Genomic DNA, 14,192 nt, shown 5'->3' on the forward strand with positions numbered 1-14,192 from the left:
ATCATATTTTCTAGTTACATATTGTCATAAAGTTAATTGACACAGATCATATGCTAATCATTACACTTTTGTACTATCGGCTATGACAACTTATAAATAATAATTACATTGATGAGTCGTAAGTAAGACTAGATTATACATGGGGGAGGGATTTTAAAGATGAATGAATTTGTATACAAAAATATTTTTATTCTAAGTTGTGTCTGTGGAAATGACAAGAAGTATATTCGATAAACAAGTGAATTATAGGGGAAGGGCGGATTACAATGATATTAAGCGCAAAATCGTTCCACAATAAAGATAAAATCCAACGTGCTAAAATAGGACTTCAACTTTTTCTGAGTATCTTAATCATTACTTCAATTATCCTAAATGTAGTAGTAATAATTACGAAAAGTATGCCACTTATTGTGGTATATATGTTTACCCCAGCATTATCTTCTATTTTGACTCGCATAATACTGAAAGAAGGGTTTAAAGATGTATCTTTTAGTCTCGGTAACTTAAAGATATGGAAGGGGATCGGTTTTGCTCTGCTAATCCCTATGATTATTTGTGGAATTACGTATTCTATCGCCTGGTTGAGCGGAATTGCGGGGTTTCAGTATCCCGAAGTTGGTATGTTTATTTTAGAACCGATCTACAATATGCTTGGGCTTCAGTATGTAACGGCACCATTCAGCTTCATTTATCTAGTAGTATTGAGCGGCATTTTCGGAAGCTTGCTTGGCTTAATCCCAGCTTTGGGAGAAGAAATGGGTTGGCGAGGTTATATGCTCACAAGGCTAGTCGATGCAGAGTTTTCACGGCCCATCCTTATTAGTGGATTGATTTGGGCAACGTGGCATGTTCCAATAGTTATTGCTGGTCTATATGTAGCGGGACCATCTGTCGTTCTTTCAGTACTTGGTATCTATCTTTGTATTGTACCATTCGGTTATATTATAGCTTATTTACGACTTATCACAGGTAGCATTTGGCCTTCGGTTATCATCCATGCTACTTGGAATGCCATTATTCAAGGACCTTTCACACGTGCAAGTACAGGGTATCAAACTGAGATTTGGATTGGAGAATCTGGCTTGATAACCGCTAGTATTATCTTGATTACTGCAATAATTACGTCTCGAATCGTAAATTTTACTAAATAGCATACGGATGTGTTTTAAATTCAATTAGTGAAATATGACGAGGGGAAATAAGATGCTCCTAAAAATATTAGAAAAAATCTAGTTGAACAGACTCTTACTTCATCTTAGGCTGCTGGATATGTGGGTACATCAAGCTAAGAAAATAAACTTGGTTGCCATAAAAAACATAATGTTTTCATTTAAAGGCTATGAGATGAAATTTCATCATCTTCATCAAGTTTGACCTTCAGGAAATAAAAACTTAAACGATTATACAAATACTCTAACTGAAAAAACGATAGTCCTTCTACATTTTAGATAGAAGGACTATCGTTTATTTTTTTGACAAAATTAGGAGGTGATGTTCATAAAATGGATAATATAATTCGTATTTGCGTAAAGAGAAAAAGTTTTCCAAAGAAGATGTAGTTAATTTCCTTGGTATAACGGTTGATTGAAATTTCATTTTATAACTTGTAAAGGGCTGTGCAATGCATCGTACTATTGAAAAATCTAAATTTAATCATTAAATTGCGATAAAATGTGGTCGGAAATAATGAAATTTTAGGAAAAATAAGGTACACTAGTTTATGATTTTAGTTGAAAATCGTTTGACGTTAATGCATACGGGGGAAAGATTGATGAACAACAATACAACAAATGAATCAGTTGAAGAAATTGATCAAAAACGAGTAAGATCAAAAAAACGTTATACAAATTGGAAGTTTATTGCAGCGGGTATTGGTGTAATTGCACTTCTTATTGGGGGAATGAGTTATTATCAGGCAACTCACTTCAATTCGAATGTTACAATTAATGACACAAAAGTTGGTGGTCTGAGCGCTGATCAGGCAATACAGAAATTAAAGACATCTGGACTAGCAAACAAAGTCTATGTTGATCAACAACAAATTTTAGATGAAAAAGATACAAAAACGGAACTTACGGAAAAAGATTTGCCTCAAGTTAAGAAACTATTAAAAAACCAGTGGACATTTTTCCCTTCCTCAAAGGTAGAAAATTATTCATTGCTACCAGAGAAGGCAGATCAGTATCGTAGTGAAACGTTGAAAAAACTTGTAGAAGAAAAGCTCATCTCTATGAATGAGAAATTAAAAGCGCCTCAAGATGCTATGGCGAAGCTAGAACAAGGGAAAATTGTTATTTCGAAAAGTGTTGAAGGAAAACAGTATGATGTTACTAGTCTACTGAAAGATTATGATAAGCAAAAATATAAAAGCGAAATTCATCTGAAGTCTGCATACATAAAACCTATTAAAGAAGACGATCCGATTGTCAAAAAAGAGGAGAAAGCACTACAGAATCTTCTTGGGCAGTCTGTTGAGTATAAAGTGCAGGATGAAGTTTATCCTTTAAAAGCGAAAGATTTAATTCAAAATGCCTCTATGTCAAAGGATATGAAAGTTACAATTGATGCGAGTGACATTAAGAAGAAAATTACTGAAATTAATAATGCCAAATCAACATTAAATAAAGATTTCTCATTTAAAACTCATTCCGGTTCAGTCATATCAGTAAAAGGAGAAGGATACGGCTGGGCACTAGATGTTGAAAAAGAAACTAAACAAGTTCAACAAGCCTTTGAGAAAGGCGAAAAATCGCTTTCTGCTTCTAATATTCACGGGAATGGTTGGGAGAAGGAAGGTATCGGTTATAAAACAACATCGAATAATGGCATCGGAGACACGTATGCAGAAGTTTCAATTGCAGAGCAACAAATTTGGATTTACAAAGATGGAAAATTAGTTGTTACAACAAATGTAGTAACTGGTAAACATAGTACTGGTGAAGATACATCACCAGGTGTGTGGTACGTCCTATATAAACGAACACCATATACGCTAAGAGGTAACGCAGTAGGAAAAGCTGATTATGCGGTTAAAGTAGATTACTGGGTTCCATTCACAAATAGTGGTCAAGGATTCCACGATGCCGGCTGGCGCAAAGACTGGGGAAATAATGCTTATTTAACAGGAGGATCAGGTGGGTGTGTGAACCTTCTTCCTAATGTTGCAAAAACTGTATATGATAGTTTGAACACGTATGATCCAGTTATTGTGTATTAAAAAATAGCTACGTATCAAGAAATAAACAAAGCAGGAAATCTTACCTGATGGTATATAAAAAAACACCTCTTGCATTCGCATACTAAGTGTGCAAATGTAATGGAGGTGTTTTTGTTTGAATATAAAAGTGTATTGCTTATAAGAAACAAAGTAGAAAGAAATAATAAGTATTCAAATAGTCAATAAAATTGACGATGAATATCATTTTCATTTAATATAGAATCGTTGCATGTAATTAGACATGAATTTTTTGTTAATATAATAGATTTCTATTAAGTTGTCACATTTAAGAACTATCATTAAATATTTTAAGAATTTAAACGTAGGAAAGGGTAATATAAAATGAACTGGAAAAAAGGCGGATTATGGGTTATTATTTTTTTCGTTGTAAAAGGCACGATTTCTACACTTTTAATCGTTACAGGTGCTAAATATTTTGATTTATCATTTATGCAACTTATCTTATTAATTCTGACCTTATTAGTGATTTCTCTAATAAGCCGAAAATTGCTGTATAGACATAAACAAAACAAAAAGCAAAAAGAGCTAAATATATAATGGAGCCCCAGAGACCTTTGGATTTCTGGGGTTTTATTTATTCAATAGTGAGTTTTCGGTCCGCGATACGAATGGTACATTCCATCAGTTTTATCGATTGTAAATCAAGAATTCGCTGATTTTATTGAATAAATAGAAAATGATTTTCTTTTTCTTGTGTTTCATTTAATATCAATAAGGGCACTAAAAAATAGATAGGGGTGCTAAAATGTACGGTATTATTAATTATGAAGTGTTTTTACTAACAGGAATTTTATTAAATCTAATTCCTGGTGCAGACACCATGTATATTGTGGGAAAAAGTATTTCACAAGGTAGAAAAGCAGGTGTGTATTCTGTTTTTGGTATTATTACTGGTTCTTTAGTCCATACGTTATTGGTTGCTTTTGGTTTATCTATTATACTTACAAAATCCGTTGTGTTATTTAACACCATTAAGATTATAGGTGTTATCTATCTTGTATATTTAGGAATGAAAATGATACTTGATAAGACAAATGTAGATTTTCAAGCCCCATCCAATAAATTGAACATTAGAAAGATATATTTACAAGGGCTCTTAACAAGTCTTACGAATCCAAAAGTCTCTTTATTCTTTATTGCGTTTCTGCCGCAGTTTATAGATACAAAGGCTTCAGGTCCTATACCTTTTATCATTTTAGGAATTACTTTTACAGTAACAGGACTATTGTGGTGTTTATTTGTTGCTTATTTTTCTTCCTATGTCACCAAAAAATTAAGAGGAAGTCAAAAGGTAGGAATGATTCTAAATAAAGTAACAGGACTAATTTTTATTGGGATGGGGTTAAAGTTGCTTCAAGCGAAGGCTCCTCAATAAACATGAATAATAAAAAAATGCCCCCTTCAAGAGATGTTATCTTTGCTTTAAGCTAATTTCTATATATTAAAAAGCCCCTTCAAATTTGAAGGGGCTTTTTGCTGGTTATTTTGGTTTATCTAAAAATTTATTTCATCGTGCATGACCTATTTTAATCAATTGTCATGTATATATGTGTCCTCTAATAACAAGGTTAAATCCATTCAGTTCGTCATCGTAGCTTCGTTATCTTGCTGTTACATTCCAAAATGCGTACAACAGCGTGCCTTCAAGGTTATACTGATGCTGGAGGTGATTCAAAGTGACATACAATCGGAAAATGAATTCGAAGCAAGCTAATTAATAACTAGATTCTTACAAATAAATCTCATCTGTATATCAATTGATTTATAAACGAATGCAGAATTATTTTTCGGAAAATGAGCTTTTTAATAGCCAAGAGAGCTCTAAAGATCAAGTCTTCATTTTGAAACTAAAATCGCTTTTATATTAGGCTTCGAATTTTTATGTGCTACAGACATTAGTTGAAAGATAGGCTTTTCCTGTTCTTATTTATATCGTTAACTTGATAATTTATAAATATGAATTTAGTGGGGGGATATTATGAAAGGTAGCAAATATTTTAATTTTCACAAGCTTTGGTTAGGACAGTCTATAAGTTTGTTGGGTACTCAGTTTACAATAGTAGCTTTGCCACTTTTTGCATTAGAGGTGTTACAAACAAGCGAAGCAAATGCTGCTATGCTTCGTGGGATTATATTCGTTCCTTATCTAATTTTCGGGTTAGTAGCCGGTGCTTTAATAGACATTTTTCATAGGAAAAATGTCTTGCTAATTTGTAGTTTATGTCAAGGAGTATTGTTTTTATCAGTATTCATACTGACTGTAACAAATATTATAACGTTCCCTTTATTGGTGTTTATCATGTTTTTAAATGGAATATTCACCACGTTTTACAACATTGCCATTCCTTCTTTTTTACCGGAAATAGTAACAGATAAAGACCACTTAAAAAAAGGAAATGCACAACTAGCACTTTCGGAGTCTCTTTCTATAGTAATTGGTCCTATGCTAGCTGGAATCGTCATTACTCTAGTTGGATTAACAGGCTCATTCACTGTTGACGCAGTAACGTATTTTGTTTGCTTTATGTTTGTATTAATTATTTCAAAGTTTAAACCGCATACAGAAGGTTCTTTAAAAGACGTAAATGTAAAATCTATATACCAAAACATATATGAAGGTTTGGTATATTTCAAAAAACACCCTGTATTGGAGCCGATTGTAACTTGTGGTGCTGTTTACGGTTTTTTTAAATACATATTAAATAGCATTTTAGTAATATTCCTTTATAAGGTAATGAATCTATCTGAAATTGAAATAGGATTTGTTATAGGTTCAGCAGCGGTGGGATTTTTAATAGGTAATACGATACTTATGAAAAAAAGTCAACAAATTAATAATGCAAAAATGCTTATTTATAGCGCTGCTGTATCAGTTACCGGTTTGGCTTTTATACCGATAATGGGGTATATGGGAACAGTTTACGGAATAGTAGCCGCAAGTATCATACATGGTATGGGAGAAGGTGTATTTGGCCCTTACGCTGCAACTATACGACAACTTGCCTCACCAAATCACATGCTAGGCCGAGTAAATGCTGTACAGCGTACGCTGAATTGGGGAGCTTGGGCATTAGGAAGTTTTGCTAGTGCATTTTTAATTTCTATATTTGGGCTTCAAACTACGTTATTTATAGGGGGCTTCGGAACAACATTGTGTTTAGTGGCGTTGTTAAGACGAGGCGTATCAAAAGGAAATGAAATTGAATATACGAGTTCATATTAGAGGAGATGATTATGATGCATAAGGTATTAAAAGGAAATGACATAGAAAATAAAACACACATTTTATTTATAGGGGGATGGACAAAGCCTATACAAGATGCATTAGACAGTGGGTATACTGTTTCGTATATAGGATCTTACGCTAAACACATATATTTTGATGGGGCTATCTTAGAAAAATGTTTCTATAAAAAAGAATTAGACACGACAAACATACCCTTGTCTATATACTACGCTGAAGGATTATTCAAAGAGAAACCATTTGATGTGGTTGTATCTTTCAACGAAACAGCATTAGATACGGCTTGCATAATTGCAAAGATTTTTAATGTTAAAGGACCTTCTTACAATGCTAATATGATAACCCGTAATAAAGACATGATGCGTGAAATGCTAGCAGGTAAAGACTTTTCTATAGATTCGAAAGTTTGCAATAACATTAAAGGTATTAATGAATTTTTGAACAAAAAAGATAGGATTATAATAAAGCCCCCGATTGGCGCAGGTGGTAAAGGTGTATCTAAGCTAGACACGGGAGATGACGTAGAGGTATTTATTAAAGAGAATGGTATTCAACTACCTGTTTTAGTGGAAGAGTATATTGAAGGTGATATAGTTTATACGGTTGAAACCGTTTCTTATAACAAAAAACATTCTATACTAGCGATATCAGCTGAAGTATTTAAAGAAGATACGTTTATAATAAACTATACTATTATGCCAGCACCTATAGATGAATCTCAAAAACAATTAATTATGGAAAAAGTAATGCAATTTTTGGACGACATGCAAATGGAAAACGGCATTACTCATACAGAAGTAAAGATAGACAAACAAAATAAGCCAATAATTATAGAATCTCAAGTTAGAATAGGTGGCGGCAACATCTGGAAGATGGTGGAACTAACAACTGGCATTTCTCAATTTGGATACTATTATGATGCGTTAGCTACTGAGACTATAGATGAATTTAGATGTGTACCTTCAAAATGTCAAGCTATGTCTTTAAGTCTGATCCCAAAACCAGGTTGCATAAAAGAAATCAAGTATAAAGAGTTAACTAACATATTGGAGGTTGTATTAATTGATCTATTAGTAAAAGAGGGTGACACCATACCAACTATTGTAGATAGCACTCAACGCAAAGGGTCTATAGTATTTACGGCTAATGATATAAAACATATGTACGAAGTTGCAGAGAGAATATGTAATAATATAACGTTTGTTTATCAGGATTTATCAGAATGGAAACCTTCTTTTAGAAAAAAATATAAAAATAAATGTGGAAAATGACTGGATCCAAATACCACTTCTTAACAAAAGAAAAAATAATAAAGAAACCGAAACCCTTAAGCGGTGGGATTCGGTTTCTTACTACAATATTTAACTGCAATTAGGAAATGATTGTAAACTTTAAAAGGTAATCAGTAAGCTTTACAGTTTCTTTTTCACTCTTACTTTCTTCCTCAAATACCTTATTCTTTTTCTCTAACTTTTCAATTCTTCTTTTAATAGAAGCAATGACGGCGTTTTGATTGTTCTCGTTCCGTTTGGTTACACAGTGTGGTTTTACTAATCAGGCTTCTTTTTGTCACACTCTTGAAGTTAATTATATTTTTCTACGTACGAAATAAAAAGCTAAGGACCCCATAATAACAGGTGCAACAAAGTCAAAGAAATGCGAAAAATTAAAAGGAAAAAGAACAAGAAATGGTATAATTGTATAGAGAGCTGCTTGTCCTATAAATACAGGGACTCCAAATTGAAATTCTCTACATCGCTTGATTTTCCTGTATAACACTTCCCCGATTAGACAAGCTATAAGAGCTGGTATACTACCATAAGTGAAGATCGTTTTAATGAATCCTAATACAACGTTCGGGTGAATAAAGCTAGGATGAGAAATATATGAAATCAAGAACCATCCAAAAATAAAAGCAAACAGACTTGCAGCATAACTAATTACAAATTTTATCAACGTAATCATCCCCACAGTTTTCTAATATTAACTCCATTGTATGACATGAAATCCTATTATTGGTACCGAGAAAAAAGCGGATCCCTACTCTAAAATGCATCCACTCATCCTTCTATACTTGTTTTATTTTCTTTGCTCTAGCAAACTTCCAAAAAGCTGCAAGTAGTATGAGCAGCGGTATTCCCTGAATAAAGAGAAATCCTCCCAAAAAATAAAGTGCACGACTAACTAGAGGAGGCGCTGTTGTCGACTCGCCCGCAAAATAAGCCCCATAATTAGCTGCTACACCTGCATAATCAGCTATCCCACCTATAAGAAAAGCCGCTGGACTTATGATTAGATTTATTCCTAAACAGATCATTATTGAAGATAGGTTTTTAGCCTTAATTTTTGGTGAAACAGACAAGAAAAATAACAATATTGCAGTGCCGTCTATAAGAAGTAGTGTTATTACAAAAAAATTCCCATAATATCCCTCCATGATTTTAATTGTACCATCAGCAAGGACAACTTTGTGTAAATTTGGATGAATAGGGTCTTCATGTGAGGTTAACATAACGTCTCATTAACAGTAGTCAATGATGCATATAATTTTCGTTTTTGCTTTCTTATCTGAGCTGGATAGCGGTGGGGGGAGTCATAAATTGTGGAACACACTCTTAAGTTATTTGATATGAAAAAATGAAATTCTCCTTCTGTAATTTATTCAAATGACTCAATCTCCGCATCTTTTGAATGCCCTTCAATAAAACATAAGCAAAATAATTACCAATCCTATGCAAGAAAGTTAGGCTAGTTAATCGCATATGTTTTATGGAAGGGATGTGATTGAATTATGGAACGGCCGAATTGGGGAATTGGAGGATTAGTATTCGTTGGCTGTATGTTTCTTGGTGGAGGAGTGGGATCTATGTTAGGTAATGCCCAAACTGGATGGCTAATAGGAATGGGCGCTGGATTTCTTGGTATGGCTTTAACGAGACTGTTCAGAAAATAATGTAACTGAGATTCTTCTTCTGGTAAATAAGGAAATATGTAAGTAAGTCATGGCATAAGAGTTCTATAAATTATAGTTAGAATCTTCTCTTTTGTATTTGTCTTTTCTAAATTTCTCCATACATAGATATAATTCTCAAGTCGGAGGATGGCACCTTAGGGTGTCTTTTTTATGCTCTTTAAAAATGTCTTACCATTATAATAGCTGAGTTTTGCTTTCAGTCTCCGATGTCCATTAAGCATAAAATAAAAATTCTGCACCATTTAAACTCTGATAACAATTCATACGATCAAGAATAATTGAGTTAATAGCTTTCGGTAGATCGCCATCATTTTTTTATAATAGATTAGATTCATTGCCGTTTCAGACCTATGTATGAATTCATAATCTAATAGTAAAAGGAGGAATGATTAAAGGTATGGCGGTTAATGAGGAATCAATTTGTCAACAGTTTGCAAGAATCATTGGCGGTCAAGAAGGATTCGCTGGTGGGAAATGCGTGGCAACAATAAACCGAGATGAAATACGAGCAACAATCTTGGGAAAACGTTTTAGAGTAACAACTTCCTTTTCATTCGAATCACGAGACAATAAAACTGGACGGGCATTATGCCTAGGCCGAGTAGCACTCTTACAAAAAGAAGTCACTGAATTTGTGGCGACAATTATTAAACAAGGAATAATCGTTTCGTCTATACACAATGAGTGGTTATGTGATGATCCAAATTTAATTTACGTTAATATCGAAGACGTTGATGATCCACTAAATTTTGCAAGAAAAGTGAGAAGAGCGTTATGCACGTAATCAATTTCTTTAGTTAAACGAGTGATTATATTAAATTGAAAAGTTCAGCGTGTTGGATGGTTTTATAAAACGAAAGAAGGCGTTTCATATTTGGAATGCCTTTTCTTTATGTGTTCGTTACTAATGTGGGTGGTTAACTGATTATATGCTGTTTATCTTGCAACAGCAAGAACTGGACGAGGTATCTTTAAAGGTGTTTGACTGTCTGTAGATACCGTATTTTACCAAATGTTATTAGCATATCATAAAACGATAAGGGAGAAATCGCCTTCATACCAACCAATCAAAATCTTGAGGTACTATTCTTTATGTTGTAAGGTTCCACTATTATTTTCATCAATTACTCAACGTACTGCTTCGATGTTTTCTGGAGTCATTTTAATAAATCCTTGCTTTTCATGAGATAATACTTTTTGATGAGTCATTTTGTGCATGGCATTGATTATATGACGATCAGAATTGAGGTCAAGTATTACCTCTTCACCTTTAATTCTATCAGTCTGCTTTTCCTTAAATCCTGATTATATTCTTAATGAAAAGCTTTAATAACATATAATCATTCTTAAGAATGTCATTGAAATGTACGAATAGATGTTAGTGCAGCAAAATAAATTGTGTTATGATATGAGGAAATATAAAGCTATGTAACGGAGGGAATAACATGCCGCATGTTGTGTTTCGTGGAATTACTACTGAACAATTAAAAAGCATAAGCAAGCCATTAGTAGAAGAACTCGCAGATATCTGTGAGTGTGGTACGGATAATTTCACCTTGGAATTACCAAGTTCTACGTTTGTATTCAATGGAGAAGAAATAGAAGCGTTTCCTCTTATTGAAGTGAAATGGTTCGAGCGTGGACAGGAAATTCGTGATCGATTTGCCAAGGCCATTACTACATATGTAATGGATTTTGGACTTCCAGAAGTAGAGGTTGTATTTACAGTTTTCACAGAATCAGCCTATTATATTAACGGGAAGCATTGTGCAAGTTAGAGCTATTAGAAAGATTTTTATTCCTATAATAAAATATGTTTCGTTAAAAACAAGGGCCGGAATTCCGGCTCCTTTTCTATCCCGCAAAATAAAGTCTTACTTTATCTCTCCGTCTCAAAAAACTCAATCCACTCTCCATCAGGGCCAGCGAAGAATATGTAACGTGTTCCATCTGGTAATGTTTCAATTTCTTCTCCTAGTAAAAAGGTTACTTTTTGTTTCTTTAGTCTTTCGATCTCATCCTCTAATGAATCCACTTTAAAGCAAATGTGATGTACTTTTCCTTCTGCCGGAAGAGAAGAGTTGTAGCCTTCAATGAGTTCTAGTATCGTTTCTTTTGATTCTTCTACACCTAAAAAAGCGAGTTTTAAGTCTGGATTCGGATGACCCATACGTTTCATGAGCTGTAAGCCGACTACTTCTTCATAAAATGAAATAGATGTTTCTAAGTTTGCAACCATAAGTCCAACGTGTTCAATTCTTCTAACTGGCATGTAGATTCCTTCTTTCTGAAAATTATATACAATATATTATTGAAAATTAAGAAAATAAGCAAGATAAAAACCTTACAAATTTTAGCGTGATATATGGTATAGTGAGAAAGTATGTTTGGGGAGAAGGAAGGAGATTATACGATGAATACAACTACTCAAACTCCTTCATTATCGGAAACGATGAAAGAGTGGCATTATGCATTAGCGTATGAAATTAAACATTGGAAAACGATAGGTGGTAGTAAAATTTCTATCATGAACGGTCGTTTTTTATATACAGATTATGAAAGTACAGTATACGTATTTCAGCTTATTTCGGAAGTAAGCTTACCTGAAGGTTCACCCATTCGAATTGAGTTCGATGGTGAGGAAGCGACAGGGGAAGTATTATCTATACATGGATTAGAAATAGAGCTGAAATTAAATGATTATATACAAGGTGAAATAAGAGAAGCGGTTTTATATAGTGAACCGTGGCAATTGTTAGAGCAACTACAAGAGCGATTGAAAGAAGCACGTAAAGATAAACTGAAACGTAATCGTATAAAGCGTCTTGTTGATGGGACGAGCAGTCCGAAACATATTGAGAAGATGAAAAATCCAAAAAATGAACTGGCATATCGTTCGTTTTATAATCCGACAACGTACGTATGGGGACCGCCGGGAACAGGGAAGTCTTACAATTTATCACGTATTATTTCGGCTCATTATCAAAAAGGAAAATCGGTACTTGTGTTAGCTCATAGTAATGCGGCAGTAGACGTATTAATGAGTGAAGTAACGAAGCAAATTGAGAAGAAAAAGAAATGGACGCCTGGTGAAATTGTTCGTTACGGTTATAGTCAACATGAACATATACGAAATCATGAAACGTTACTTGCGTCGAAGTTAGTTGAAACGACGAACGGATCTTGGGGTGAGGAAAGACTCTATTTAGAAGAGACACGACAAGATCTTCGTGAAAAAATCTTATCGTATAAAGCAACATCTGCTGATAAGAAGCGTATACAAGAGATTGAAAGTGATCTTCGAAAGCAAAAGGCTAAAATTAAAGAAGTAGAAAAAGAATATATTGAAAATGCAAAAGTAATCGGCGCAACTTTATCAAAATGTGCCATTGATTCACTTATTTATGAGCGTACATTTGATTTAGTTGTTGTAGATGAAGTAAGTATGGCATATGTTCCGCAAATTGCATTAGCTGCTTCACTTGGAAAACGTATCGTCGTTTGCGGTGACTTTTTACAGTTACCTCCAATTGCGATGGCAAATCATGAACTCGTTCGTAAATGGCTTGGGGAAGATATGTTTTACCATGCTGGGATTGTTGAGTCTGTTAATAAATCAGAAGCACACCCAAACCTATTTATGTTGCAGGAACAAAGACGTATGCATGCGGATATATCGAAGTTTACGAATTCGTTTATTTATAAAAATAGAGTACACGATCATCCGTCTGTTTCAGAGCGTAAAGAACTTGCGCAATTGCAGCCGTTCGCAAATGAAGCGAGTGTTTTATTTGATACGAGCCAAATGGGAGCTTTTTCGTTAAAAGATGCTGCTTCTGGTTCACGTTTTAACATTATGTCTGGTTTAGTAGCAATGCAAATGATGTTAATCGGATTGTTAGATGGTGTGCAATCAATTGGTATTGTGACACCTTACAGGGCGCAGTCACGCTTTTTATCAACGTGTATTAGAGAAATGTTGCAGAGAACGAAATATCAAAACATACCAGTTTTAGCGGCGACAGTTCATAAGTTCCAAGGCTCTGAAAGAGATATGATGATCTTTGATACGGTTGACAGTTATCCGCAAGAACGACCTGGCATATTATTCTTTGATCACAAAAACCATCGCCTCGTCAATGTAGCAGTGACAAGGGCGAGAGGGAAGTTCATTCAATTATCTGATTGCCATTATATGCGTAAAAACCTTTCGAGAAAACAAGCGTTATCACAATTAACAGCTCATATAGAACGTCACGGAGATGTGTATGATCGTACGACATCAAGACAATTGTGGGAACGGAAAATTACGAAACGTTTACGCTGGTTTATGGAAATGAATCTTGAGGAAACGAAAGGGGTATTAAAAGATATTTTAGCCTCAAAACGAAAAATTATTATTTCACTTCCAAGTACAAAACAAGTGGATAAGCGAGTATGGCAAGCGTTAATGCGTACAAATGCGCAAATAACAGTTTATAGTGATGGACCAGTTCCACTGAAAAATGTAAAGTTACAAAGACAAAATAAAGCATTCCCATTCTTAGTAATTGATGATGAAATCTTCTGGGCAGGCGCACCGCTTACATCTCAAATGATGTTTGAAGGTAGTACGGAATTTCCGTACGTATGTGCAAGACTGCAAGCACCTGAGACAATTGGTGTATTAAAAGGATTTTTAGATATTCGGTAAATTCGGATAGGAATTCCTTGACTTTTACTTGGAATGAACTTAG

At 34.2% G+C, this 14,192-nt stretch carries 13 protein-coding genes and 1 pseudogene; 10 read left to right on the forward strand and 4 right to left on the reverse strand.

Annotated elements, in window-relative coordinates; genetic code table 11:
- Positions 1-266 precede the first annotated feature (266 nt).
- The 6 genes from B9A45_RS13630 to B9A45_RS13660 all read left to right on the forward strand — a co-directional run bounded on the left by B9A45_RS13630 (position 267) and on the right by B9A45_RS13660 (position 7,753).
- Positions 267-1,151, forward strand: coding sequence for a CPBP family intramembrane glutamic endopeptidase (locus B9A45_RS13630; RefSeq protein WP_058839495.1), 885 nt, complete (start codon positions 267-269; stop codon positions 1,149-1,151).
- A 620-nt stretch (positions 1,152-1,771) separates the two neighbouring features.
- Complete coding sequence (locus B9A45_RS13640) at positions 1,772-3,217, forward strand: L,D-transpeptidase family protein (RefSeq protein WP_001064059.1); 1,446 nt, start codon at positions 1,772-1,774, stop codon at positions 3,215-3,217.
- A 342-nt stretch (positions 3,218-3,559) separates the two neighbouring features.
- Entirely contained in the window at positions 3,560-3,775 is a 216-nt protein-coding gene (locus tag B9A45_RS13645; RefSeq protein WP_001104104.1) for a hypothetical protein, read from the forward strand.
- Between the two features lie 208 nt (positions 3,776-3,983).
- Positions 3,984-4,613 (forward strand): LysE family translocator, encoded by a 630-nt coding sequence (locus B9A45_RS13650; protein ID WP_000274241.1) that lies wholly within the window; start codon positions 3,984-3,986, stop codon positions 4,611-4,613.
- Positions 4,614-5,216: 603 nt separating this feature from the next.
- On the forward strand, positions 5,217-6,461 hold the full coding sequence (locus B9A45_RS13655) for an MFS transporter (protein WP_084064145.1): 1,245 nt from the start codon (positions 5,217-5,219) through the stop codon (positions 6,459-6,461).
- 14 nt (positions 6,462-6,475) lie between these two features.
- Entirely contained in the window at positions 6,476-7,753 is a 1,278-nt protein-coding gene (locus B9A45_RS13660) for an ATP-grasp domain-containing protein (RefSeq protein WP_142263058.1), read from the forward strand.
- Between the two features lie 316 nt (positions 7,754-8,069).
- On the opposite strand, the gene B9A45_RS13665 is transcribed toward B9A45_RS13660, so the two are convergent.
- Together B9A45_RS13665 and B9A45_RS13670 are read right to left on the reverse strand one after the other, a co-directional pair.
- Positions 8,070-8,447 (reverse strand): hypothetical protein, encoded by a 378-nt coding sequence (locus tag B9A45_RS13665; RefSeq protein ID WP_030026376.1) that lies wholly within the window; start codon positions 8,445-8,447, stop codon positions 8,070-8,072.
- 103 nt (positions 8,448-8,550) lie between these two features.
- Complete coding sequence (locus B9A45_RS13670) at positions 8,551-8,919, reverse strand: hypothetical protein (RefSeq protein WP_033685804.1); 369 nt, start codon at positions 8,917-8,919, stop codon at positions 8,551-8,553.
- A 354-nt stretch (positions 8,920-9,273) separates the two neighbouring features.
- Here B9A45_RS13670 and B9A45_RS32185 point away from each other — a divergent pair, with 354 nt between their 5' ends.
- Both B9A45_RS32185 and B9A45_RS13675 read left to right on the forward strand, forming a co-directional pair.
- Positions 9,274-9,435, forward strand: coding sequence for a hypothetical protein (locus B9A45_RS32185; RefSeq protein WP_000441008.1), 162 nt, complete (start codon positions 9,274-9,276; stop codon positions 9,433-9,435).
- Between the two features lie 418 nt (positions 9,436-9,853).
- Positions 9,854-10,240, forward strand: a complete 387-nt coding sequence (locus B9A45_RS13675; protein WP_001986336.1) for a DUF1259 domain-containing protein — start codon at positions 9,854-9,856, stop codon at positions 10,238-10,240.
- A 302-nt stretch (positions 10,241-10,542) separates the two neighbouring features.
- Here the strand turns inward: B9A45_RS13675 and B9A45_RS31620 are convergent.
- Positions 10,543-10,752, reverse strand: a pseudogene (locus tag B9A45_RS31620) (DUF6241 domain-containing protein); the annotation flags it as partial.
- A gap of 149 nt (positions 10,753-10,901) precedes the next feature.
- On the opposite strand from B9A45_RS31620, the gene B9A45_RS13685 reads away from it, so the two are divergent.
- The gene (locus tag B9A45_RS13685; protein ID WP_001120970.1) at positions 10,902-11,234 is read left to right on the forward strand and encodes a DUF1904 family protein; all 333 of its coding nucleotides are present in this window, start codon (positions 10,902-10,904) and stop codon (positions 11,232-11,234) included.
- A 101-nt stretch (positions 11,235-11,335) separates the two neighbouring features.
- Here the strand turns inward: B9A45_RS13685 and B9A45_RS13690 are convergent, their stop codons facing one another.
- Positions 11,336-11,728: a VOC family protein gene (locus B9A45_RS13690; protein WP_001145286.1), complete on the reverse strand. Its 393-nt coding sequence runs from the start codon at positions 11,726-11,728 to the stop codon at positions 11,336-11,338.
- Between the two features lie 111 nt (positions 11,729-11,839).
- Here B9A45_RS13690 and B9A45_RS13695 point away from each other — a divergent pair, with 111 nt between their 5' ends.
- On the forward strand, positions 11,840-14,149 hold the full coding sequence (locus B9A45_RS13695) for an AAA domain-containing protein (protein ID WP_142263059.1): 2,310 nt from the start codon (positions 11,840-11,842) through the stop codon (positions 14,147-14,149).
- The last annotated feature ends 43 nt before the right edge of the window (positions 14,150-14,192 follow it).

The sequence above is a fragment of the Bacillus sp. JKS001846 genome (genome assembly GCF_900176455.1).
In the GTDB taxonomy this organism is placed as follows: domain Bacteria; phylum Bacillota; class Bacilli; order Bacillales; family Bacillaceae_G; genus Bacillus_A; species Bacillus_A cereus.

Coding starts and splice junctions, on each gene's coding strand:
- B9A45_RS13640 (WP_001064059.1), top strand. CDS start 1,772: ATGAACAACAATACAACAAATGAATCAGTTGAAGAAATTGATCAAAAA.
- B9A45_RS13695 (WP_142263059.1), top strand. CDS start 11,840: ATGTTTGGGGAGAAGGAAGGAGATTATACGATGAATACAACTACTCAA.
- B9A45_RS13665 (WP_030026376.1), bottom strand. CDS start 8,447: ATGATTACGTTGATAAAATTTGTAATTAGTTATGCTGCAAGTCTGTTT.
- B9A45_RS13650 (WP_000274241.1), top strand. CDS start 3,984: ATGTACGGTATTATTAATTATGAAGTGTTTTTACTAACAGGAATTTTA.
- B9A45_RS13660 (WP_142263058.1), top strand. CDS start 6,476: ATGCATAAGGTATTAAAAGGAAATGACATAGAAAATAAAACACACATT.
- B9A45_RS13655 (WP_084064145.1), top strand. CDS start 5,217: ATGAAAGGTAGCAAATATTTTAATTTTCACAAGCTTTGGTTAGGACAG.
- B9A45_RS13690 (WP_001145286.1), bottom strand. CDS start 11,728: ATGCCAGTTAGAAGAATTGAACACGTTGGACTTATGGTTGCAAACTTA.
- B9A45_RS32185 (WP_000441008.1), top strand. CDS start 9,274: ATGGAACGGCCGAATTGGGGAATTGGAGGATTAGTATTCGTTGGCTGT.
- B9A45_RS13685 (WP_001120970.1), top strand. CDS start 10,902: ATGCCGCATGTTGTGTTTCGTGGAATTACTACTGAACAATTAAAAAGC.
- B9A45_RS13645 (WP_001104104.1), top strand. CDS start 3,560: ATGAACTGGAAAAAAGGCGGATTATGGGTTATTATTTTTTTCGTTGTA.
- B9A45_RS13675 (WP_001986336.1), top strand. CDS start 9,854: ATGGCGGTTAATGAGGAATCAATTTGTCAACAGTTTGCAAGAATCATT.
- B9A45_RS13670 (WP_033685804.1), bottom strand. CDS start 8,919: ATGGAGGGATATTATGGGAATTTTTTTGTAATAACACTACTTCTTATA.
- B9A45_RS13630 (WP_058839495.1), top strand. CDS start 267: ATGATATTAAGCGCAAAATCGTTCCACAATAAAGATAAAATCCAACGT.